This window comes from Flavobacterium flavigenum, from assembly GCF_027111255.2.
Lineage (GTDB): Bacteria > Bacteroidota > Bacteroidia > Flavobacteriales > Flavobacteriaceae > Flavobacterium > Flavobacterium flavigenum.
Genome location: NZ_CP114285.2, coordinates 665,865 through 688,314, shown reverse-complemented (window position 1 = coordinate 688,314; position 22,450 = coordinate 665,865). Strand labels below are relative to the sequence as shown.

Below are 22,450 nucleotides of genomic sequence, written 5' to 3'. Positions count from 1 at the left end.
TTTTATTATGGTTGATTATGTTTTTTTAGATTCTGAAAATTCCTCCGAAAGCAATAATTCGCTGAAAGAAGAAAAAGTCCTGAGAAGCACTGTCATCACTACTTGTCGTAGTTTTAATATCCTGCATATTGATGTAACCGCCTTTTAATTCACCCTGAATATAGAAGTGTTTGTAAAAAGTAACATTAAGTCCTGCTTTCGCAGAAAGACCATAACCGGAAATATGAAAATCGTCGTGACGTTCTTTTCCTAAAAGTGTTGTGTTAGTTTTAGGATATAGAATTCCTGCACCCAAACCTTCTGTTAAGTTAATCTGAACTTTATCAATGTTTGGTAATTTAAACCATTTCGAAACATCATCAAATCTTGCAACTTCAGTATTAACGTAATTTAAACCATCCGTATGTTCATACATTAAAAAAGCAGGGCCGTTTGCTGGGGTAATACCATTACTATAACCACCTTCCTTAGCACCACCCAGAGACATGTCTACAGGCCTGTTTATGTACTCACCATTATAAATAGAACCAGCTTCATCGACAGGTAAATTAATGTTTCCATTAACTTTTGCAATTTGATTTTGAGTCATTACGTATTTCATGTGATCAACTCCAATAGTAACACTATAATGATCGCTAAAAAAGTAACCCAATCTAAAATTGGTTTGTGGAATAGTCATTCGAGACGGATTAACATAATCTACATTCCATCCTTTAGGTTTATCATGCGCTTTCATATCTTGCACAGTGAACTCGTAATCTTTTCCTCTAAAAGTTACATCTGATTTTGAGTAGCTTTCTCTGTTACCTCCCCATGAAATAAAAAACTTTCCTTTATTGTGTGCTGTGTATTTGTCTTGTATTGCAATTTCTTCCTGAGCAAATGTATTTACAGCGAAACACATTAAGAAAAAAGGCAAGAATAAAAAATTATTTTTCAATTTATTATTATGAAATTAGAATGAATTAACCGTTTTTCTGATAGCTACCAATTTGGTCATTAGTCCTTCAAAATAGTCCAAATGAAGCATATTGGCACCATCGCTTTTAGCATTTGCAGGATCAAAATGAGTTTCGATAAAAATACCATCAACACCTACAGCAATACCTGCTTTGGCAACAGTTTCTATCATATCTGGCCTTCCACCGGTAACACCTGCAGTTTGGTTTGGCTGTTGTAGAGAGTGTGTTACATCCAGAACCGTTGTAGCATATTGCTGCATAGTGGGAATCCCACGGTAATCAACAATCATATCCTGATAACCAAACATAGTACCGCGGTCTGTAACCATAACATTTTCATTATGACAATCTAATACTTTTTGAACTGCATGTTTCATGCTTTCCGGACTCATAAATTGTCCTTTTTTCAAATTTACTGTTTTTCCTGTATTAGCAGCAGCTACAACCAAATCAGTCTGACGTACTAAGAAAGCAGGGATTTGCAATACATCCACATATTGTGCAGCCATATCAGCGTCTTCATTCGTATGAATATCCGTTACTGTTGGAACATGGAAAGTTTCAGAAACTTTTCGTAAAATTTTTAGTGCTTTTTCATCACCAATTCCGGAGAAACTATCAATTCTGGAACGGTTGGCTTTTTTAAATGATCCTTTAAATACATAAGGAATCTGAAGTTTGTTGGTAATACCAACTAATTTTTCCGCAATTCGAAGCGCCATTTCTTCTCCTTCTATAGCGCAGGGTCCTGCTAATAAAAAGAAATTGCCACTGTCAGTATGCTTAATTTGTGGAATATGCTGTAAATTCATATCTGTGATTTTTTGACAGTGCAAATGTAGTCAGGATTTGCTATTTACAGATGAAGATTTGTGATTATTTTAAGAAGCAGTGTTAACTTTTAGAAAAAATGTATTTATGCCAAATACTGTTGTTTCTTTATTGACAGAAACTAAAAAGCCTCTTAAAAATTAAAAGGCTTTGAATAAAAATATTTTTTAACGATGACCATGTGCATGTGATTTAGCACTTTTGTCTCCGGATATTTTTTTAGCCTGACCAGGAGGCATTTTTTTTGATTTGTGGTGCGAATGAGGATGTGAGTGGTTGTGGTGTACCGTACATCCTAACATACTTACAATTACAAATAATATTACCATAATTATTATGGCAACTTTAGTGTACTTGGAATTTTTCATAGGTTATTTTTAAATTTGGAGGTGCAAATATAATATTCGCAAAATATATATAGTTCTAAATTTGTTTAAAATCATTATAAACAAAAGAGCCCTGAATTTTCAGGGCTCTTGTTTTATATATAAAAGAATATTAATGCTCTTTCATAGTATGATAGACGTTCATTACATCATCATCTTCTTCTATTTTTTCAATCAGTTTTTCAACGTCCGCTATTTGAGCTTCTGTTAATTCTTTTGTGATTTGAGGAATACGTTCAAAACCAGATGATAAGATTTCCAGTCCTCTGTTTTCTAATTCTTTTTGTAAAGCTCCAAAACTTCCAAAAGGAGCATAAATTAAGATTCCGTCTTCATCCTCAAAAACTTCTTCGGCACCAAAATCAATTAGTTCTAATTCTAATTCTTCGGCATCAAGACCATTATTAGCAATTCTGAAATTACAAGTGTGGTCAAACATAAACTCAACAGAACCCTGAGTACCCATAGTACCGTTGCATTTATTGAAATAACTGCGGATATTGGCTACTGTTCTGTTGTTGTTATCAGAAGCTGTCTCAATCAAAATGGCAATTCCGTGAGGGGCATATCCTTCGAATAAAATTTCTTTATAGTTGGCAGTATCTTTATTACTTGCATTTTTTATAGCACGCTCCACATTATCTTTAGGCATGTTGGCTGCTTTTGCATTTTGTATAACTGCTCTTAATCTAGAATTGGCGTCTGGGTTTGGTCCGCCTTCTTTAACAGCCATAACGATATCTTTACCAATTCTGGTAAATGTTTTGGCCATTGCTGACCAACGTTTCATTTTTCTTCCTTTTCTAAATTCGAACGCTCTTCCCATTTCTAATTTTTAGTTTTGTGATGCAAAAATACAGTTATTCCTTATTTTTCCAAAATCAAATTATATTCTTTTTAAAATTATGCTTTTAGTTTAAAAAATAAAAAAAGTTTGAAATTTAGATAATCTGAAATTTATTTTGAAGTATTAAATTCATTAATAATATTTACGGCTTCGTTTAGGTAAGGATTCGTTTTCAGATTATCAATTTTATACTGATTTATTGTTTTTTCAGCGGGGTATACACCAAGCAAGAATTGATTTACAGTTGAATTATGTACATCTAACGGATTATTTGTATCACTAAATGCATTGATTTCCTTCCATATTTTTTCTCTGATAGTTTTCTGCTCAAAGATTGAATTCATTGTCATTGGTACTTCCGTTTTTGGAGCATTTATCATTTCGTCAATTTTTGAATTGATTTCCCTGATTTGTTTAAAATAGAAATTGTCAGCTAATCTTGCCGAACTGTTTTTGGCAATTTTATCAATCAGATTTCTTTTTACATAAGGTTTGTATTTTAATGAAAGGTCGATACTGTCATTTTGGATAGCAGTTGGGAAACTGCTTTCTTTTTGAAAGATATTTTCATAGAATTCAGGAAGAATAACATCTGGTTTAACACCTGTATTTTGATGGCTTTTACCGGTTATCCTGTAAAATTTATTAATACTTATTTTTAAAAAATCAGTAGTTGTATTTTCATCAAGAGGAACGATTGTCTGCATGGTAGCTTTTCCTAACGTGCTACTGCCTAATAATAAAGCGCGGTTATAGTCTTGTAAATTTGAAGCAAAAAATTCACTTGCAGATGCTGTATTGCTGTTTATTAAAATTACGATTGGTCCTTTATAAATCAAACCTCTGTACGGGTCGTTTATTACAGTTCTGTTTTGCTTATTATCTATAACAACAGAAAGTGGTCCGTAATCGATAAACATACCGGACAGCCTTATAGCTTCTTCCATAGAACCGCCGCCGTTATTAATCAGATCAATTACAAGACCTTTTATGTTATCTCTCTCAAGTTTGATGACTTCCCTGACTACATCATCAGCGCAGCCTTTACGGTTATTTTGATCCAGATCTGCATAGAAGCTGGGAATCTTAATATATCCAATTTTACTTTCTTTACCAATAATGAAACTATAAACAGAATTTTCTTCATCTTTCATTATTTGTTTTTCGATATAAACCTCAAAATTTTTACCAGAGTTTCGTTTTAAAGTAAGTGTGATCTTTCTATTAGACTCAGATAATATCATACTTGAAACGGATTCTAATGATGCACATGAAACCTCTAAGGTTTCTTTTTGATTTGAAATTGAAACTATCTGGTCTCCTTTTTTAATCTGTCCCGTTTGAAATGCAGGACCATTTGGATCTAATTCATCAATAATGATTTCATTTTTCTCATTTAATTTTAAACTTACTCCTAATGAAAAATGTTCTTTCGATAAAGATGCTACAAAACTTGATTTAGAATCATCGCTAAAATAGGCTGTATGCGGATCAAAGTAGGTACAAAAAAAGTTGTAAAGGTTTTCCTGCTGTGTGTCTTTTCGTTCTAAAAGTGTGTTTATCCTGCAGATTTCGTTTGATAAAATAGTAGTTCTCGATTGTAATTCAATTGACTTGAAATTTAATTTTAAAGAATCAAGATTGTCACTTTTTTCAGCAATATCATCCAGGATTTGGTAACGGAGTTTTTTGAGCCACACTTTTTCCAGATCTTCTTTTTTAAGATAAAACTTGAAGGCTTTTTTGTAAAACCGTATAGTGTCTTTTTTATTGTAATCAATTGTTCCGGTTTGAATTTTCTCTAAAATAGCTTTATTGCGCAGAAGTCCATTTCTGTATTTGTTCGTAATATCAGACAAAAAACTACAATCTCCTTGTACTATCAAATCGTCTATATTCAGTCGATATTGTTTAGACATTTCATCATATTCTGATTTGAAAAAAATATTTCGGGAAGGATCCAGCTCATCCATTAAATTATCAAAAACATAAATTGATAAATTATCATCCAATGGTTTTGGTCTAATGTGTTCGCTTTGAATCAGGTGATTTATTTTGGTAAGTATTTCACATGTCTTGTCACTATTTTGAGAAAATAGAATGTTTGTAATAAGTAGAAATACCAATATTATTTTTTTCATATTTTGAAGAATTCCAGAATTAAATTTACGTTTAATTTTTTATTAATTGTTATATTTTTCCGGAATATTCTTATATCAAAATAGTGTTTCAATAAAAAATGCATCACAATTAAGCAATGCATTTTTTGACTATTTTATCTAAAATTTTTATTTTTTATAAAAAGGTAATTTTACCACTTTAGCCGGAACATCATTTTTTCTGATTCTGATAAAAATATCGGTATCGACTGTGCTGTTTGCAACTGTAACATAGCCCAGACCAATCCCTTTACCCATAGAAGGCGACATGGTTCCGGAAGTCACAATTCCGATTATATTTCCGTCAGCATCAACAATTTCGTAATCATGTCTCGGTACTGCTCGTTCCTGCATTTCAAACGCCACTAATTTCTTAGTAACACCAGCTTCTTTTTGTTTTTTAAGCGCTTCAGAATTAGTAAAATCCTTAGTGAATTTCGTAATCCATCCTAAACCAGCTTCCAGTGGAGAAGTAGTATCATTAATATCATTTCCGTACAAACAGAATCCCATTTCCAAACGCAAAGTATCACGTGCCGCCAAACCAATAGGCTTGATTCCGTAAGGAGCCCCGGCTTCAAAAACTTTATTCCAGATTTGTTCTACTTCACTGTTTTTGCAGTAAATTTCAAATCCGCCAGAGCCAGTATATCCTGTAGCAGAAATGATTACATGTTCGATTCCTGCAAAATCAGCTACTTCAAAATGATAATAAGCAATTGCCGATAAATCTATCGAAGACAATGATTGCATTGCTTCAACCGCTTTTGGCCCCTGAATGGCTAATAATGAATAATCGTCTGAAAGATTTTTCATTTCAACTCCTAAATCATTGTGAGACGAAATCCAGTTCCAGTCTTTTTCAATATTCGAAGCATTTACGACTAACAAATATTGTTCTTCCTTCATTTTATACACAATCAAATCATCTACTATTCCGCCTTCATTGTTTGGAAGACAAGAATATTGGGCTCTTCCAATTGTCAGAGTTGATGCATCATTTGAAGTCACTTTTTGAATCAAAGCTAAAGCGTTAGGTCCTGTCAACAAAAATTCCCCCATATGTGAAACGTCAAAAACCCCCACACTGTTACGAACTGTTTCGTGTTCAGCATTTACACCCTCGTAAGTAATTGGCATATTATAACCTGCAAAAGGAAGCATTTTTGCTCCTAAACCTTCATGTATGTGCGTAAGCGCAGTATTTTTCATTGTATTGATGTATAAAATTGTTTTGCAAATCTATTCAAAAAATGTCAAATATGAATGGTTAAATTGTAAATTTCGCAATGATTTGGAGCTCTTTCCTGTTATTCGCTATATCTTTTTATTTTTAAAGAAAAAATAAAAAGGATGTCGCTGCTACCAGGGCTAGTAATCGTTGCAAAGAATAATTTATGATTTTGATTTTTTAATGTAACTTTAGAATAAATAGCACCGCGATGAAGTCTACGTATTTGATTACAAAAGAAGAAATCCTAAAATTTTACAAACCTGCAAATCCATTGACACACAAAGGACTTCAGGGACATGCGGTAATAATTGCAGGAAGTTATGGCAAAGTAGGAGCCGCTGTCCTGGCTTCAAAATCCTGTATTAAATCGGGTTGTGGTCTTGTAACGACTTTTGCTCCAAAATGCGGTTATCAGATTCTTCAGATTTCAATTCCTGAGGTCATGGTTGTCACTGATGAAAATACAAACTTTATAACCCATATTCAGCTTCCGTTAATTCCACAAGCAATAGGCATAGGTCCGGGAATAGGGAAGGAGTTAGGAACACAAAAAGCTTTATTTGAATTTTTACGAACGAATAAAATTTCTTTAGTGCTGGATGCAGACGCTTTAAATATTCTTTCAGAAAATCAGGCATGGCTAGAATTAATCCCTGAAAGCACAATTTTGACTCCACATCCAAAAGAACTCGAACGTTTAATTGGTAAATGGGATTCTGAATCTGAGAAGTTTCAAAAAGCAATCGCTTTTTCAGAACATTATAAAGTAATTATTGTAATGAAAGGAGCCCCAACTTACATTATCAATCAGACAAAAGTTTACCAAAATACAACCGGAAATGCAGCGTTGGCAACTGCCGGAAGCGGTGATGTGCTTACAGGGATCATTACCAGTTTACTTGCACAGAATTATGTGCCTGTCCAGGCAGCACAATTAGCAGTGTTTATTCACGGATTAACAGCTGATATTGCTTTACCAGAAACCGGTTATCAGTCTTTCATAGCATCTGATATTATTAAAAACCTTGGAAAAGCATTTTTGAGCCTTGAAAATTAATTTCCTTTACTCATTTTGATATATTTTTCTAATACTTCTTTTAGGGTTTGTGCAATAAAAAATATAAATTCTTCGGAATCATTATTTTCATTCAATCTGGAATAGTTTTTTTTATTTTCTTCATCTCCCTTTATGTTCACAATTGGATAGCCCTTTTGTAATAAAACTAAATTCATGATTAGTCTGGATATTTTTCCGTTTCCTTCGTCAAAAGGATCAATTTTTAAAAGACGGAAATGCATTTCTGCGGCTAAAATAATAGGATGCAATTTGTTTTTATTGACTTCGAACCAAATGAAATATTCTTCTATTTCCCTGGAAATCAAAAATGGTTTAGACTCCTTCTCACTTGTTCTGGTTTTTTTATAATTCCCACTTTCAGAATGTACTCCTCTTTGGATTAAATTGTGAATTGATAAAAGATTACGTTCAGTAAAAGAATTGTTTTTTTCTAAATCTTTTATAAAACGGATAGCTTCCTGGTGATTTACAGTTTCAAGGTGTTCCCTCATACTTTTACCCGAAATAGTCAAACTTTCGTTAATCACCATTTCTGTTTCTTTCAGAGTCATGGTATTTCCATCTATTCGATTACTTTCAAAAGTATATTCTAATTCGGATTTTTGAGAAATTTCATAAAAATTGTTTTGGACAGACGAATCCAGTTTTGCTTTCAGAAATTCAATTTCCTGCAGCATCTTTTCTAAAGCACCTGACACTTTTATTTTTGACACCGATTTTTGATATTGAAGTTCTTTTTCGGCCGCAGCAAGCGCTTTTAAAGCAAATTCTTCATCTCCAATTTCGTGTAAAATTTTTTCTTTTAACCATGCAATCATCAAAGTTTCATGATCAATTTCTAAAAGTGTGGCTAATTTTGTAACCTGGTCTTTTGTTGGTTTTCGAAGGCCGCTTTCAAATTTACTGATTAAAGCCTGATCAATCCTTAGTAATTGTGCGACTTCACGGGTTTTTAGTCCCTTTTGTTCACGAGCGTTTTTAAGTAGTGATTTCATTTTAAATGAAGTTTGTCTTGACTTAATTTGTCATTAGATTTAAAATAAAAAAAAGCAATACATTAATATTGCTTTTTAAAATATCTTGTTTTTAAGAAAAACTACAATTCCTACAAAGGATATTAATTAAACGCTTTTTTTATACGATCTAAGTCACGTTTTGTGTCCTGTTCTTTTAAGGATTCACGTTTGTCGTAATTTTTCTTTCCTTTACAAAGTCCGATTTGAAGTTTTGCAAGTCCTTTTTCATTCGTGAACAGTTTAAGAGGAACAATAGTTAATCCTTTTGCCTGAACACTTTTCTGAAGGTTTTTTAATTCTTTCCGATTTAGAAGCAATTTTCTTTCGCTTCTTGATTTATGATTAAACTGATTTCCAAATGAATATTCTTCGATGTATGTATTAATAGCGAAAAGCTCATTATTACTAAACTCACAGAAGCTTTCGGTAATATTAGCCTTCCCTAATCGGATTGATTTAATTTCAGTTCCTGCCAAAACAATTCCGGCGGTGTAGGTATCGATTATTTCATAATCAAACCTGGCTCTTTTATTAAGTATATTGACTGATTTTAACATGATGCAAAAATAAGTAAAATTGTAAACTTTGATGTGCTTAAATATAATTAAAGTTTTTTTTAATCTATGATTTTAATCATTCCTGTCCCAAAAGGTTCACCATAAGTTTGTCATGTAATTAATAAACATAATAACATGAAAAAAATTGTAACATTAGTGAGCATAATTTTAATTGGTTTAACCGTTAAAGCTCAGGAGGGTAGTCAGGGATTAAAAGGAACATGGTTCGCAACTTCACAGTTTGGCTATCAACAGACCAAAATGGCTGATGAAAAAAACACAAGTTTATCTGTATTGCCAATTGTTGGTACATTTGTATCTCCATCTGTGGCTGTGGGAGCAGGAGTTGGATACATCAATATCAAGTCCGAATCAGACGCAGGTACAGCTGCAAAAACTGATCTTATTGTTGTTCAGCCTTTGGTAAGAAAATATTGGAATGTAGCCGGTTCACTGTATTTCTTCGGACAAGCTGCTTTGCCGGTAATTACGGGAAAAGAAAAGGAAAGCGAATTAAAAGTAAATCAGTTTGGGTTATCTGTATCAGGAGGTTTTGATTATTTTATAACTAAAAATTTCTCAGTTGAATTTTCTTATGACTTAGCCAATTTTACAACCACAACTGTAGAGCCTAAAAATGGAGAGAAAACGACAGTTACTAATTTTGGACTAGCGCACGTTGCAAATGTTGATCCATTTTACAACACGGCTCTGGCAGGAAGTAATCCAAACCTAACATCACCACTTTCTTTTGGATTTAAGTTCTTATTCTAAAATTAAATGAATTGTTTTGGGTCAATTCGTTAATTTTGCACAAAAGACCGTACTTTTTAAGCGCGGTCTTTTGTTATTCATTTAAAAATATAAACATGCAAAGCAAATCTAAAGACCCGCTTCACGGAATAACGCTTCAAAAAATTGTTGAAACACTTATAGATTATTATGGTTTTGATACTTTAGGCGAGTTAATTCCGATCAAATGTTTTACTGAAAATCCTAGCGTAAAATCTAGTCTGACATTTTTAAGAAAAACAGATTGGGCCAGAAAAAAAGTGGAAAATCTGTATATTAAATCAATTCCTAAGTTTAGTGAAAATTAATTTAGTTTGTAAGAAATCATAATGCCACCTCCATATGGCATCCATTCCCCGCTTTTATTATATTTTTTTGCTACTTCGTATCTTCCTGGGGTACCATCATTATAATGGCCTTTATAAAAGCCCTGATGCCAGCCACCTCTCAAAAAAATATCCAATAAAAATTTATCACTAAGTTTTTTGTTGTATCCAATTGTTGCTCCTATTCTATATCCAAAGCCTTTTTCGTAATATGTTGGAAAATCCCTCCAGTAATTCCATTTTTGGAGTTCATAAGTGTCAAAACCTATATGTGCACCTGTATAAAAGCCATTATATTTTTCTTTAAAATTATATCGTATTTCAGGAGTATAAGTAGCAAATTTCATAGGCTTTTTACCATCAAATGACTCCCAAAAGGAAGCCATTACATCAAAACTAAAAGTTGTTTTTTTTCCAATATTTGTTTCTACTCCAAGGTTAGGTACAAGAGCTAAAGCTGAAAAAGCATTGAATTTTATATAGGTTTGGCTATGTGCGTTTATTGAGATAATAAAAAGTAATATAAGTTTTTTTTTCATGTTCTTTGGTTTAAAACAAGGAATTTCTTGTTTTTTTTTTGGCAAATATAGCGGAATAAAAAGAATAACTATAATAAAAAATATTTTATTGAAAATAAAAATTAACGGTTTATTAATGAGTAAATAACTTTGTCCAAAAACTTTCCATCATAAAATTCAGCTTCTTTTAAATGCGCTTCTTTTACAAAATTGCATTTTTGTAAAACTTTTTCAGAGGCAAAATTTTCAGGATCAATTACAGCTTCAATGGAGTGAAGTTTTATGTCATCAAAACCATAAGAAATTAATCGTTTCAATGCCTCAGTAATAATTCCTTTTCCATGAAATTCAGGAAGTAACATATACCCAATTTCGGCACGATAATTTTCTGGCTGCAATCTGTAGAATCCTATAATTCCTATAATTTCAGGGCTGCCTTTTAATGTAATTCCCCAATTGACCCCTTCATTTTTTACGATTTTTTCTTCAATCATTGCAATATGTCCAAGAGCATCTTCTGTAGTTTTAACTAAAGGTCTTGGAATATATTTCATTGTTTCCGGATTTGATCGCAATTCAAAAACTTCATTTACATCATCATCTGTAATTCGTCTTAAAATTAAACGCTCAGTTTCTATAACCGGAAAAGGGGTGAAGTTAAAATTTAGCATAAAAAATGTAAAATGTTCAAGTTAGAATTATAATTCATTTGATTCAGGATTATTTCTTTTGTAGAAAGTAATTTGTATGAATAGAGATAATAAGATAGTCAGGATTGCACCAATAAAATTCAGCCATAAATAACCTAATTTTTCCTGCCCACTCGGGTAAATATAAATCATAAAATAATAAATGATAAAAATGGTCAGCTGGCTAATAATTGCACTGTAGAACATTGGTTTTGCCTGAACACGTCTCAGATAAAAACCAACTAGAAAAATACCTAAAACAGTTCCGTAAAAAATTGATCCAATAATATTTACCAACTGAATTAAATTTTCAAACAATGTTCCTACACACGCAAAAAGTATCGCAACGACTCCCCAGAAAAGTGTGAAGAATTTAGTAGCATTGAGATAATGCTTTTCAGACTTCTCTTCTTTCAGGTTTCGTTTATAGATGTCAATTGCAGTTGTTGATGCTAAGGCATTTAATCCGGAAGCGGTTGATGACATAGCAGCCGACATGATGACTGCCAGTAATAATCCTATGAGCCCTTTTGGCAAATAATGCAAAATGAAATGGAAAAACACATAATCTTTATCATTGGTCTCACTATTGCTGTCGGCTTTAGAAATGATTTCTTTCGCACGGTCACGCAAATCTTTTTCCTTGTTGGATAATGTAACTAATTCTTTTCGAAGAATTGGATTGTCATAATCCTGATTCAACTGTTCGATATATAAAAGATTGATTACTTTTTTATCTTCAGAAAGTTTGCTTAACTTAACTTCCAAAGCATGATATTCCTCTTTAAAAGCAGATTTTTCAATAATAATTTTATTATTTGGATTAAAATTCAAAGGAACAGGATTGAATTGAAAAAATACAAAAACCATAACCCCTGTAAGCAATATAAAAAACTGCATTGGAACTTTTAATAGTCCGTTCATAATTAATCCCATCTGGCTTTCCTTGACAGATTTTCCCGATAAATAACGGCCTACTTGCGACTGGTCTGTTCCGAAGTAGGCAAGCATAAGGAAAAAACCACCTGTGATTCCACTCCAGAAAGTATATCTTTCTTCGGGATCAAAAGAAAAATCCACAATATTCATCTTGTCATTAGCACCCGCAATATGCATGGCACTTGAAAAAGTCATATCCTGTGGCAAATAATGCAGAATCAGAAAGAATGTGATAAACATCCCGGACATAATCACGAACATTTGCTGCTTCTGGGTTACATTTACTGCTTTTGTCCCTCCGGAAAATGTATAGAATATAACCAAAACACCAATAAAGATGTTCATCAAAGTTAAATTCCAGCCTAAGAGAGTCGATAATATAATGGCCGGAGCATAAATAGTCAAACCAGTTCCTAATCCTCTTTGTACCAGAAATAAAATGGCTGCAAGCGAACGTGTTTTTACATCAAATCGCTTTTCCAGAAATTCATAAGCTGTAAATACTTTGTTTTTATGGTATAAAGGAATGAAGGTCAGACAAATGACTATCATGGCAATTGGCAGTCCAAAATAAAACTGCACAAAACCCATTCCGTCATGATAGGCCTGCCCAGGTGTAGATAAAAAAGTAATCGCACTGGCCTGCGTTGCCATTACAGAAAGTCCAACGGTATACCAGGGAGTTTCATTATTGCCTAAAATAAAGTCTTCAACATTTTTGCTTCCCTTGGTTTTCCATGATCCGTATACTACAATAAATAAAAGAGTAACAATAAGTACAATCCAGTCAAATAGCTGCATAAGTTATGAGTATAATTGCATGATTAAGAAAAAAATAATAATGTAAACGGCATTAGCCACTAATACATAAGTGTAACTTTTTTTCCATCTTTTTTCTTTTTTCGCTTCCATTTTAATTAGTTTTTTAATTCCTGCTTTGGAGCTTCGATAGGCTGTTTTAGCGAAATAATATTCGAAAGCAACCTGTAAGCACCGGAAACACCTTCCGGCAGTTCTCTAAAAAAGCTCAGGCCGGTGTAAATATAATAGCCTTTTCCATATGGAGCCACTAACAAAGCTCCTTTTTTGTCTGATTCGCCTTTGTCATGGGATGAAATAATCGGAGTAAAAGCATCATCAAATTGATTAGGGTAATATAATCCCTGTTCCTGTGTCCATCCTTCAAAATCTTTTGTTGATATTTTGTTTGGCGTGTTTATAACAGGATGATCCGGAGCAAGAAAAGTAACTTTTGCATTTTCCTCAGTCACACGGTCATTAGAAAGTTTAAGCGGGTAAGGGGCAATTTTATCCGTAACTAACTTGCCATTTGTATTGTATTGTACAATCATCGTTTTGCCACTTTTAACGAAATCAAAAAGGATTGGCTGTTTGTTTGCCAAAGCGTTTACGGTATTGTAAGCACGTATTCCTGTAATAATCACATTAAAAGATTCCAATCTCTCAGGTGTAATTTCTTCTGGTTTTAAAATAGTTACTTTATAACCCATCTGAGTCAGGTTTTCCGGAACTTCATCACCTGCACCCATAATATAACCAATTGCATCATTCGTAGTTTTTAAATCTATTCGAATACATTTTGATTCAGCTGATTTTAAAACCAATTGCTTTGTGATATGAGTGAAATCAAGAATAGTCTGGTCTTTGTCAAAACTTTTATTTTCCATCATAACTACGCTCTTTGCAATAGCTTCTTCAGGGTTGGAAGGAGGGATAACCTCAAAATAAAACGTTTGTTCCATCCCTTTTTTCTCCAGTGTAAACGGAATTTTAGCAGGAGTAACCACCCAGCTTTTAGGTAGTTCCAGCTGTAAATCCCCTTTAATTCCATCTTTTCCAGCACGGACTTTTACAGGAATCATTTTGCTTTTCGTGTCTTTGAAAATTAAAACTTTTTCCAGAATCGAAGTTGTAACTTCCGGAACGATATCCAGAAAATTATACATTTCGCCTTTTACGCCGTCATTATATTTATAGACAACAGTTCGTTCAAACGGAATATCGACACCGTTAATCCTGATATTAAAAATAACTTTTACATCTCTGATAATATCCGGAATTCCGATGATTTCCTGATTTGAAACCGTGTACATCCCAACACTTGCTTTTTCTTTCAGCCAATATGGTTGTGTGTATTCCATAGTTTCAGGAAGCTGAATATTAAGTTTAAATCGCTGGTCATTATTGTTTTTTAAGAAAAGCTTGAATTTAACCGTAGTTTTGTTATCCGGCAACGAAGTTAAGCCTGTCAATTGCATTTCTACTGAAGATCTGTTGATAGCTTCAATGTTTAGTTTTACACTGCTTCCCGGTGTAGCTTCCTGCTCATCAGCAACAGCTTCCAGATATAATCCGGCACTCAATGCGATAATGTTTTTTATTGCATCTGATTTTAAATCTTTCCAATGCGTGTCTTCCAGTTCCTGAATCATCGAATACGCCTTTACCAAATCAGGAATACTTGTCGACGGATTGCTGAAATTATAATTTTTAATAATCTGTGAAATTAAGTCACCAATAGGTTTACCATTTTTTACACGGTTCCATGATGTATCAATTCCGTCAAATAAATCATTGAGGTTTTTGGCTTTTTCGCCTTTTATAAGTTCCAGATATTCAGTTTCTTCACCTCTTGCTCCGGTACTTCCAAATCCCTGTGACTGATGACGGCTGCGGCTTAAAGCAGCAATTTCCTGATTCGATTTGCCAATTCCGGCATAATAAACGCCTGTTTCTAAAGCAGTATATTTGGATTTATCAGCAGCATCAAATTTTTCCTGGCTTCCAAAAAACCACCATGACGGATTAAAAAATAAGCGTTTAACCTGCCACGGGCTTACAAATTTTAATTGTTCAGGATATTTTTTGGCATCGTTCGTCAAATTAAAACTTTCCACACTAAGCATTGCAGACGAGGTGTGGTGTCCGTGCGTCGTTCCTGGTGAGCGATGATCAAAACGATTTATAATCACATCCGGCTGAAATTTTCGGATTGTCCAGACTACATCGGCAAGGACTTTATCCTTATCCCATATTTTTAAAGTTTCATCTGGGTTTTTTGAAAATCCAAAATCATTTGCACGCGAAAAAAACTGTTCCCCACCGTCTATTTTTCGGGCTTCAATTAATTCCTGAGTTCTGATTACGCCTAATAATTCACGCAGTTGCGGACCAATTAAGTTCTGCCCTCCGTCGCCACGCGTCAATGATAAATAACCGGTTCTTGCATTTACCTCATTAGATAAATACGAAATAAGACGTGTGTTTTCGTCATCCGGATGTGCTGCAATGTATAAAACAGACCCCAGAAAATTTAATTTTTGAATTTGATTATAAATTTCGACAGCATTAGGTTTTTGTGGCTGCTGGGCAAAAGAAATTTGAATACTGATAAAAAAAAGTAAAAATAACTGTGTTTTTCGCATAGCGTTAATCATATTTTTGAAAGAGTCCCAAAAATAGTAATTAAATCTTTGAACCCTAATTAAATGAAATGTTAATATTGCATTTATTTGAGATTTTTGATAAGGAGCTATTTCCTGCTGTCCACTATATCTTTTCCCTGCTAAAGGAGCAGGAAAAAGGATGCCGTTTCCATCAGGGCTAAGAAGTTTGGTTTCATAATAAGATTTATAAAATGTTTCTGTTTTATATTTTGTAAAAAAAAATAAAATATATTTGAAAATATAATTAAGAAACAAAATTTCTTACATATGTGAAATTTGGATAGATATGCGAATGTATGTTTCGTATATAAATAAGTTAGCCGTCAGTTTGACAGGGCAGAATGTAATAAGAATTAAGCGAAAAATAAATGAATATTTTCAGTAAACTATTTAACAGCAACGAAAAACCAAACTTAAATATATTATTCGAGAATGAAAATTTCAAAAAGTTTATTTCAAAAGCAGAAGATATATCGATTGGTTATAGTGAAATAAATATATTTAAATTAGAGAGTATTGAAAAAGAACAAATTGGAGATAGCATAACAGAAAACGGAAAATCATTAGTCGGGAATAAGAAAGGAGATTGGAAAGAAAATTGGATTGTGATTGCTAATGATAATATGGATGATCCAATATTTGTCGATATTGAAAATCCAAATTTACCTGTTTTTATTTCTCAACACGGAAATGGGGAATGGGAAGAAAACTACATAGCAATTTCAATTGAAAATTTTTTATCTATTTTAAACGATTTAAGGATTTTATCAATCAATAGGCAAAATCCAGCTGAAATAAAGAAAAATCCAATTTCAGAAACTGAATTAGAGTTATTTTTAACTAAAACTAAAAATGATAATCATTGGATGGATATTGAATATTGGGCATTATTCTTAGAAAATGATTAATAAAAAAAACCGAACGGCTGCACTTGATACAAGAGGTTTGGGCATTTGGCTTAATTTAAAAATGGTCTTGTATTTGGGAAGTTTAGGCAAATCCGAAAATAAGGCTTAATTTAACCCCAAACCTCTTGTAGCAAGGGAACGTTACCAGAGATTGCTGAATCCGCACACGTCGAAAATAACAGTACAAAATGAAAAATCTGCTTCTCACAATTATTGTTTTAATATTTCTAAGTTCATGTGCAAAAGATAAATGGGTTTGTAAAGAAGGAACTCAAAAAATTACGCTGACATTTGATGAAGAAAATGAAAAGCTCAATTCAAATGGAAAGATGCTTATGAACGTAGTTTTGGAAAAAGTAAGTTTAGAGGATCTTAGAATAAGTGGCGCAATTATTACTGATACGATAAGCAATCATAAATTAAAAATATTTATTGCGCCGACAAACAAGGATTTTAAAAGAAGCATCTCTCAATTGACAATTTTATTTTCTTCTAAAGATGGAGGCAGAATTTATCAAGTATTAAATATTCCAATTAAAAAATAGCAACCCAGATAGCGCGGAATTGAATTCTGTGCCCACAAAGTAAGACAAGAAAAACATATTCTGGCAAGAAAGTGATCTAAAATTATCACAATCATATAAATCCTAAAATGCATAAATCAAACTCAAAACAAATCATAGCTATACTTTTTCTGACCTTAACTGTTAATTTCGCTTTTGCCCAGAAAAAAGAATTCCGGGAAACAAGTGTTGATAGCCTAACTTTCGCAAATAACAGAAAAATACTAAACAGCCTCAATACGGATGCCTTTGAAAAAAAGATATTTATTAAAGAAAATATACAAATTCCTTACAGGCTTCTGATTCCAAAAGATAAAAGCAATAGCCAAAAATATCCTTTAGTAATCACTTTCCATAACTCAACCCGAATTGGGAATGACAATGAAAATCAGCTTGAACCCTTTGCGAAAATTTGGCTAAGACCTGAAATTTATAACAAATATCAATGTTATGTCATTGCACCGCAATTCAGCAAGCGTTCTTCAAATTATGAAAAGAATAGCGAGGGTATTCAGGTTTCAAAACCTTCAGAAGATGTTTTTGCTTTATTGGAATTAATTCAAAATGTCGAAAAAGAATATCCAAACATCGATACTAATAGAATTTACTTGACTGGTTATTCGATGGGCGGTTCAACTGCACAAAATTTACTACATATAGCGCCAGACAAATTTGCGGCTATGGTTTCTGTTGCTGCTGTTCCTGATTTTTCAAATCTTAAAAAAGTAAGCAGGAAAAATATATGGCTTATTCACGGAGAAAAAGATGACGAGAATCCTTATATCGGAAGTGTAGAATTGTTTAGCAAACTCTCATCAAACAAAAAAATGACTTTTACCACTTTCAGGAAACTCAATCACAATAATATTGTTATTCCGTTTTTACTAACAGAGGAAATTCCGAAATGGTTGTTTGAAAAGCGTAATTAGGAAAAAAACTTTTTCCTAAACCAAAATGCGACATTCACTAATGCAATCAGTGCAGGAACTTCTACCAGCGGACCAATAACACCGGCAAAAGCTTGTCCGCTATTGATTCCGAAAACTCCAATAGCAACCGCAATCGCCAGTTCAAAGTTATTTCCTGTAGCTGTAAAAGCTATTGCAGTACTTTTTGAATAATCCGCACCAAAATACTTTCCGGTAAAAAAGCTAATGACAAACATAACAGCAAAATAAATCACTAAAGGAATCGCAATTCGAAGTACATCTATCGGAATTTGTACAATTAATTCCCCTTTCAGACTAAACATAATTACAATCGTAAACAGGAGTGCAATCAGGGTAATAGGAGAAATAAACGGAATGTATTTATTTTGAAACCATTCTTCTCCTTTCAGTTTTATCAGACTGTAACGGCTTAGGATACCAAGTATAAACGGAATTCCTAAATAGACACCAACGCTTTTTGCAATTTGCCCAATACTTATATTTACCTCAAAGCCATTATAACCAAAACAGGGAGGAAGAATAGTGATGAAAATATAAGCGTAAACACTATAAAGCAAAACCTGAAAAATACTGTTTAAAGCGATTAATCCGGCGGCATATTCACGGTTTCCATCAGCCAGGTCATTCCAGACCACTACCATTGCAATGCAACGTGCTAAACCAATAAGGATTAAACCTATCATGTATTCGGGATAACCTTTTAAAAATAGAAGTGCCAGCGTAAACATTAAAATTGGACCTATTATCCAATTTAAAAATAATGAAGCGCCAAGGACTTTTGTGTTTTTAAAAACTTCTCCCATATTTTCGTATTTCACTTTTGCTAAAGGCGGATACATCATCAAAATGAGTCCAATTGCCAACGGAATATTCGTAGTTCCGCTGGAAAAGGAGTTTATGAAATTTCCGCTTGACGGAATAAAATAACCTATAGAAACGCCAATTATCATGGCAAGAAAAATCCACAAGGTGAGGAAACGGTCTAAAAAGCCCAGTTTTTTTCTTTTTACAACAGGAACACAATGATTTACAGCCATATTATTTTTTTATTTGAGAAAAAACATAAAACATCTCAGTAGCAATTTGAATACTGCGTTCCTGATATTTCTCAGTTTGCTGTGGTGTATTGTCAAAAGCTTTTGGGTCTTCATATGTAATAGGAATCCGTTTTTCAGCTCCTGCGATAAAAGGACACCCGCCATCAGCCTGTGAGCAGGTCATGATAGCAGCAAAACCATTTTCAGGATTAAACTCATCATCGTACGCTTTAGAAAACCCTATAATTGGTGATTGATTTTCAGCAAACTTTATGGCGTAAACCGGATTATTTTCTTCAGAAAGTTTTTGAATTTTAAAACCTGTATTTTTTAAAGTTTCGGCAACTTTCGGGAACATGGCAGTAGCTTCTGTTCCGCCCGAATAGCAAGAAACGTTTTTAATTCCGTAATAATGTGCCGCGGTCTGGGCCCAAATCTGCGATAAATGGCTTCTTCTGGAATTATGTGTGCAAATAAAGTTCAACCGAATGTCTTCTTGATTTTGAACTTTCAATTTGATAAAATCAATAAGTGATTGTAAAATAGTTTTACGTTCAAATGTGATTTCTTCAAAATTAAATGATTCCCTAATTTTATTTATATTAGGTAGTAAGCCTCCTTTATTTAACATATTAATTTAAGTAAAAATTAGCAGCAACCTCCGCCCGGAGTGCAGGAATTAGTGTTTTCATTATTTAGTTGGGATAATTTTATTTTTGGTTTTTCTGCAGGAATTCCGCAATTATCCTGAGCAAGACAAGCCGTTTGTTTGTTCAGTAATAAGAAATCTTTTCCGTTGAAACCTAAATCATATTTTCCGATAGTGTTGTCCTGATATTCCACTTCAATTTCAAAATCTTCGATTCCTAATATTTTTTCAGAAAGCGCTATGATATCAATTAATTTTTGAGGTTTTAGACGATGCTCCACATCATTCGCATTCCATAGCTGAAAGTTTACTACTGTTTCTTTTCGGACAGTTCCGCCACAGTCAATAAAGTTTTTGGTAATCAGGCCAACTTCGGTAACATGAAAATGTTCCGGCACGAAATTCCCGTTTGGCAATTGAAAATTTACTGTTTCTACAGTTTGCAGAAGGTTTTTAATTTCTGAAAGTTTCATGATTTTTTATTTAATTGTTTATTGCAATATTACGATTTTGATAATAAAAAAAATGTTTAACAACATTTCTGATTTGTAACAGTTAGTATGATATTAGAAAAATAATCTTTCAAAACATCAAAAGTTTTTTCATCAATGCAGTAACATATAGCATTACCTTCAATGTTACCTTTAATAAGTCCAGCATTTTTTAATTCCTTTAAATGCTGTGAAATAGTAGGCTGGGCAAGAGGAAGCTCGTTTACAATATCACCACATATGCAGCTATTGACTTTTAATAAATATTCGATAATAGCTATTCTGGCGGGATGACCTAATGCTTTTGCAATTATGGCAATCTGATTTTGCTTATCTGTGAAATGATCTGTTTTGGTTGCGCCCATGAATAAGTATATTTTTATATTGCAATATTACGATATATGTTTATATAAAAAAAAGAAATAATAATTTTTTCTGCGTAAAGTTATGGGTTGATCAAATTCCTTTTCTAAGGTGCAAATAATAATAGCAAATATCATTCAAAACGCATTCTTCACATTTGGGTTTTGGTCGGCAAATTTCCCTTCCTAAAAAAGAAATCGCCATACCAATCTCTGACCAGACTTTTTTGGGTAAAACTTCCATCAATTGTTTTTCAACCTTGTTGCCATCTTTGCTCTCCTTAACGATTCCAATTCTCGGGGCAACACGAATTACATGTAAATCAGTAATAATACCTTCAGCAGGCTGACCGGTTTCCCTTAATATTACATTAGCAGATTTTCTTCCCAAACCTTTTAAAGCGGTCAGTCCATCCAAGGTTAACGGAATATCTTTATCATTTTGAATCGTTTTGGCAATTTCTAAAAGCCAATTGGCCTTGGTAGCGTGATTGTGAACTTTGCTCACATACGGCATAAAAGTTTCTAAATCTGCTTTTGAAAGACTTTTTAGGGTTGGAAATTCGGCAAACAGAGCAGGAGCAATATTGTTGATATTTGCATCAGAATCCTGTGCGGACAATACAACCATAACCAGTAATTGGTAGGTGTTTTCATAGTCCAATGGATGTTTCTTTCCTTTATATTTCTTTAAAATGGGTTTTAAATCCTGTTCCCAATTTCTCGTTTCTCCAAATAAATCCATGTCAGTTTTTAATTTAGTATGAACTCAATAATTTTTTTAATTACGTCATGATTTCCCAATATCTTTCGGTGGCCAAGTCCTTCTGTCAAAAATAAACTTCCATTATGCAGGTTCTCATAAATATGAATTCCTGCTTTTACAGGAACTTCAGGATCATTTTTATCATGTATTACCAAAACAGGTATTGCTATTTTTTTAGCGGCCTGATATGCTGAGAAGTCATCCATTTTTACCTGATATTTATTTTCAAAATAATCACGAAGGCGATTACTAATTTCGGGTTTTAATCTCAATTTTGAAACAAATTCATCCAAAATATCCTGTACAATATCGCCACTGCCTATAATAACAGCCTTCTTTACATTCAAGCCGTTTTTGATTGCATTCAAAACAGACATGCCGCCTAATGAATGACCAATGGCAATTTCAAATGGTCCGTATTGCTTTTCTATTTCTAAAATTGATAGTATAAACTCAGACATTATAGTAGTACTGCCTTTGGATTTTCCGTGGGCCGGCGCATCAAAACTTACAATTGAATATCCGTTTTCTAAAAGTGAATCTGCAATTTTGAATAATTGTGTTCCGCGTCCTGACCATCCATGAACCAGCAATGCTTTCTTGTCGCTTTTTCCATATTCATAAGCCCTGATACTTTTATCAATTGCCGGAATATGAATTGTATTCTGGATGCTTTCAGAATCCATTTTTAATTCTCTTTTCGGAATTTTATGTTTTATAGGTGTTGTAAAAAGTTTTGCTGCATAAGCAGTTACGAGTTTTTTGGAAACAATGGCACATAATTTCGCAGAAATAATAATAAACAATGGGATTTTTAAGGATTTTACAGGATTCGGTGTTTTTTTTAGCATAATGATAATTTTTATTTTGGAGCTAAATTCTACTAAGTTTTTTCCTAAATTTAAAAAACATAAAATTACACA

24 protein-coding genes are annotated in these 22,450 nt (G+C 33.1%); 6 read left to right on the top strand and 18 right to left on the bottom strand.

Features of this window, described 5'->3' with window-relative positions:
• Nucleotides 1–25 precede the first annotated feature (25 nt).
• From OZP09_RS02445 to gcvT, 6 genes are all read right to left on the bottom strand, one after another.
• Nucleotides 26–904 carry a hypothetical protein gene (locus tag OZP09_RS02445; RefSeq protein WP_432419458.1) on the bottom strand — a complete coding sequence of 293 codons (879 nt, stop codon included), beginning with the start codon at nt 902–904 and terminating at the stop codon, nt 26–28.
• Nucleotides 905–955: 51 nt separating this feature from the next.
• Nucleotides 956–1,774, bottom strand: a complete 819-nt coding sequence (gene kdsA, locus OZP09_RS02440; protein ID WP_269236362.1) for a 3-deoxy-8-phosphooctulonate synthase — start codon at nt 1,772–1,774, stop codon at nt 956–958.
• A gap of 186 nt (nt 1,775–1,960) precedes the next feature.
• Nucleotides 1,961–2,161, bottom strand: a complete 201-nt coding sequence (locus OZP09_RS02435; protein ID WP_281310222.1) for a hypothetical protein — start codon at nt 2,159–2,161, stop codon at nt 1,961–1,963.
• A 130-nt stretch (nt 2,162–2,291) separates the two neighbouring features.
• Nucleotides 2,292–3,005: a YebC/PmpR family DNA-binding transcriptional regulator gene (locus tag OZP09_RS02430; RefSeq protein WP_269236361.1), complete on the bottom strand. Its 714-nt coding sequence runs from the start codon at nt 3,003–3,005 to the stop codon at nt 2,292–2,294.
• Between the two features lie 131 nt (nt 3,006–3,136).
• A complete protein-coding gene (locus tag OZP09_RS02425) occupies nt 3,137–5,167 on the bottom strand; it encodes a carboxy terminal-processing peptidase (protein ID WP_269236360.1) in 2,031 nt (676 codons plus the stop codon).
• A gap of 147 nt (nt 5,168–5,314) precedes the next feature.
• Complete coding sequence (gene gcvT / locus OZP09_RS02420) at nt 5,315–6,397, bottom strand: glycine cleavage system aminomethyltransferase GcvT (protein ID WP_281310221.1); 1,083 nt, start codon at nt 6,395–6,397, stop codon at nt 5,315–5,317.
• Between the two features lie 230 nt (nt 6,398–6,627).
• Here gcvT and OZP09_RS02415 point away from each other — a divergent pair, with 230 nt between their 5' ends.
• Nucleotides 6,628–7,476, top strand: coding sequence for an NAD(P)H-hydrate dehydratase (locus tag OZP09_RS02415; protein WP_269236358.1), 849 nt, complete (start codon nt 6,628–6,630; stop codon nt 7,474–7,476).
• Here OZP09_RS02415 and OZP09_RS02410 read toward each other — a convergent pair.
• Together OZP09_RS02410 and smpB are read right to left on the bottom strand one after the other, a co-directional pair.
• Entirely contained in the window at nt 7,473–8,492 is a 1,020-nt protein-coding gene (locus OZP09_RS02410) for a Fic family protein (RefSeq protein ID WP_269236357.1), read from the bottom strand. The two genes, OZP09_RS02415 and OZP09_RS02410, sit on opposite strands and share 4 nt — an antisense overlap.
• 122 nt (nt 8,493–8,614) lie before the next feature.
• The gene (gene smpB / locus OZP09_RS02405; RefSeq protein WP_025571512.1) at nt 8,615–9,070 is read right to left on the bottom strand and encodes an SsrA-binding protein SmpB; all 456 of its coding nucleotides are present in this window, start codon (nt 9,068–9,070) and stop codon (nt 8,615–8,617) included.
• Nucleotides 9,071–9,205: 135 nt separating this feature from the next.
• Between smpB and OZP09_RS02400 the strand changes: the two genes are divergently transcribed.
• Both OZP09_RS02400 and OZP09_RS02395 read left to right on the top strand, forming a co-directional pair.
• Nucleotides 9,206–9,844: a hypothetical protein gene (locus OZP09_RS02400; RefSeq protein WP_269236356.1), complete on the top strand. Its 639-nt coding sequence runs from the start codon at nt 9,206–9,208 to the stop codon at nt 9,842–9,844.
• A gap of 95 nt (nt 9,845–9,939) precedes the next feature.
• The gene (locus OZP09_RS02395) at nt 9,940–10,170 is read left to right on the top strand and encodes a VF530 family protein (RefSeq protein ID WP_269236355.1); all 231 of its coding nucleotides are present in this window, start codon (nt 9,940–9,942) and stop codon (nt 10,168–10,170) included.
• Here the strand turns inward: OZP09_RS02395 and OZP09_RS02390 are convergent.
• The 4 genes from OZP09_RS02390 to OZP09_RS02375 form a co-directional block, all read right to left on the bottom strand.
• Nucleotides 10,167–10,727 carry a DUF3575 domain-containing protein gene (locus OZP09_RS02390; protein WP_281310220.1) on the bottom strand — a complete coding sequence of 187 codons (561 nt, stop codon included), beginning with the start codon at nt 10,725–10,727 and terminating at the stop codon, nt 10,167–10,169. The genes OZP09_RS02395 and OZP09_RS02390 overlap by 4 nt on opposite strands.
• Nucleotides 10,728–10,828: 101 nt before the next feature.
• The gene (locus tag OZP09_RS02385; RefSeq protein ID WP_269236354.1) at nt 10,829–11,377 is read right to left on the bottom strand and encodes a GNAT family N-acetyltransferase; all 549 of its coding nucleotides are present in this window, start codon (nt 11,375–11,377) and stop codon (nt 10,829–10,831) included.
• Between the two features lie 27 nt (nt 11,378–11,404).
• Complete coding sequence (locus OZP09_RS02380; RefSeq protein ID WP_269236353.1) at nt 11,405–13,135, bottom strand: sodium:solute symporter family protein; 1,731 nt, start codon at nt 13,133–13,135, stop codon at nt 11,405–11,407.
• Nucleotides 13,136–13,251: 116 nt separating this feature from the next.
• The gene (locus OZP09_RS02375) at nt 13,252–15,780 is read right to left on the bottom strand and encodes a PIG-L family deacetylase (protein WP_269236352.1); all 2,529 of its coding nucleotides are present in this window, start codon (nt 15,778–15,780) and stop codon (nt 13,252–13,254) included.
• A gap of 389 nt (nt 15,781–16,169) precedes the next feature.
• Between OZP09_RS02375 and OZP09_RS02370 the strand changes: the two genes are divergently transcribed.
• The 3 genes from OZP09_RS02370 (at nt 16,170) to OZP09_RS02360 (ending at nt 18,201) form a co-directional block, all read left to right on the top strand.
• Nucleotides 16,170–16,709, top strand: coding sequence for an SMI1/KNR4 family protein (locus OZP09_RS02370; protein ID WP_269236351.1), 540 nt, complete (start codon nt 16,170–16,172; stop codon nt 16,707–16,709).
• A gap of 188 nt (nt 16,710–16,897) precedes the next feature.
• A complete protein-coding gene (locus OZP09_RS02365) occupies nt 16,898–17,254 on the top strand; it encodes a hypothetical protein (protein ID WP_269236350.1) in 357 nt (118 codons plus the stop codon).
• Between the two features lie 107 nt (nt 17,255–17,361).
• Nucleotides 17,362–18,201, top strand: a complete 840-nt coding sequence (locus tag OZP09_RS02360; protein ID WP_281310219.1) for a carboxylesterase family protein — start codon at nt 17,362–17,364, stop codon at nt 18,199–18,201.
• On the opposite strand, the gene arsB is transcribed toward OZP09_RS02360, so the two are convergent.
• From arsB to OZP09_RS02330, 6 genes are all read right to left on the bottom strand, one after another.
• Nucleotides 18,198–19,259 (bottom strand): ACR3 family arsenite efflux transporter, encoded by a 1,062-nt coding sequence (gene arsB / locus OZP09_RS02355; RefSeq protein ID WP_281310218.1) that lies wholly within the window; start codon nt 19,257–19,259, stop codon nt 18,198–18,200. The two genes, OZP09_RS02360 and arsB, sit on opposite strands and share 4 nt — an antisense overlap.
• A 1-nt stretch (nt 19,260) precedes the next feature.
• Entirely contained in the window at nt 19,261–19,890 is a 630-nt protein-coding gene (locus tag OZP09_RS02350) for an arsenate-mycothiol transferase ArsC (protein WP_269236347.1), read from the bottom strand.
• 17 nt (nt 19,891–19,907) lie between these two features.
• Complete coding sequence (locus OZP09_RS02345) at nt 19,908–20,381, bottom strand: DUF6428 family protein (protein WP_269236346.1); 474 nt, start codon at nt 20,379–20,381, stop codon at nt 19,908–19,910.
• Between the two features lie 56 nt (nt 20,382–20,437).
• Entirely contained in the window at nt 20,438–20,764 is a 327-nt protein-coding gene (locus tag OZP09_RS02340) for an ArsR/SmtB family transcription factor (RefSeq protein ID WP_269236345.1), read from the bottom strand.
• 91 nt (nt 20,765–20,855) lie between these two features.
• Nucleotides 20,856–21,506, bottom strand: coding sequence for an endonuclease III domain-containing protein (locus tag OZP09_RS02335; protein ID WP_269236344.1), 651 nt, complete (start codon nt 21,504–21,506; stop codon nt 20,856–20,858).
• 8 nt (nt 21,507–21,514) lie between these two features.
• Complete coding sequence (locus OZP09_RS02330) at nt 21,515–22,378, bottom strand: alpha/beta fold hydrolase (RefSeq protein ID WP_269236343.1); 864 nt, start codon at nt 22,376–22,378, stop codon at nt 21,515–21,517.
• Nucleotides 22,379–22,450 lie beyond the last annotated feature (72 nt).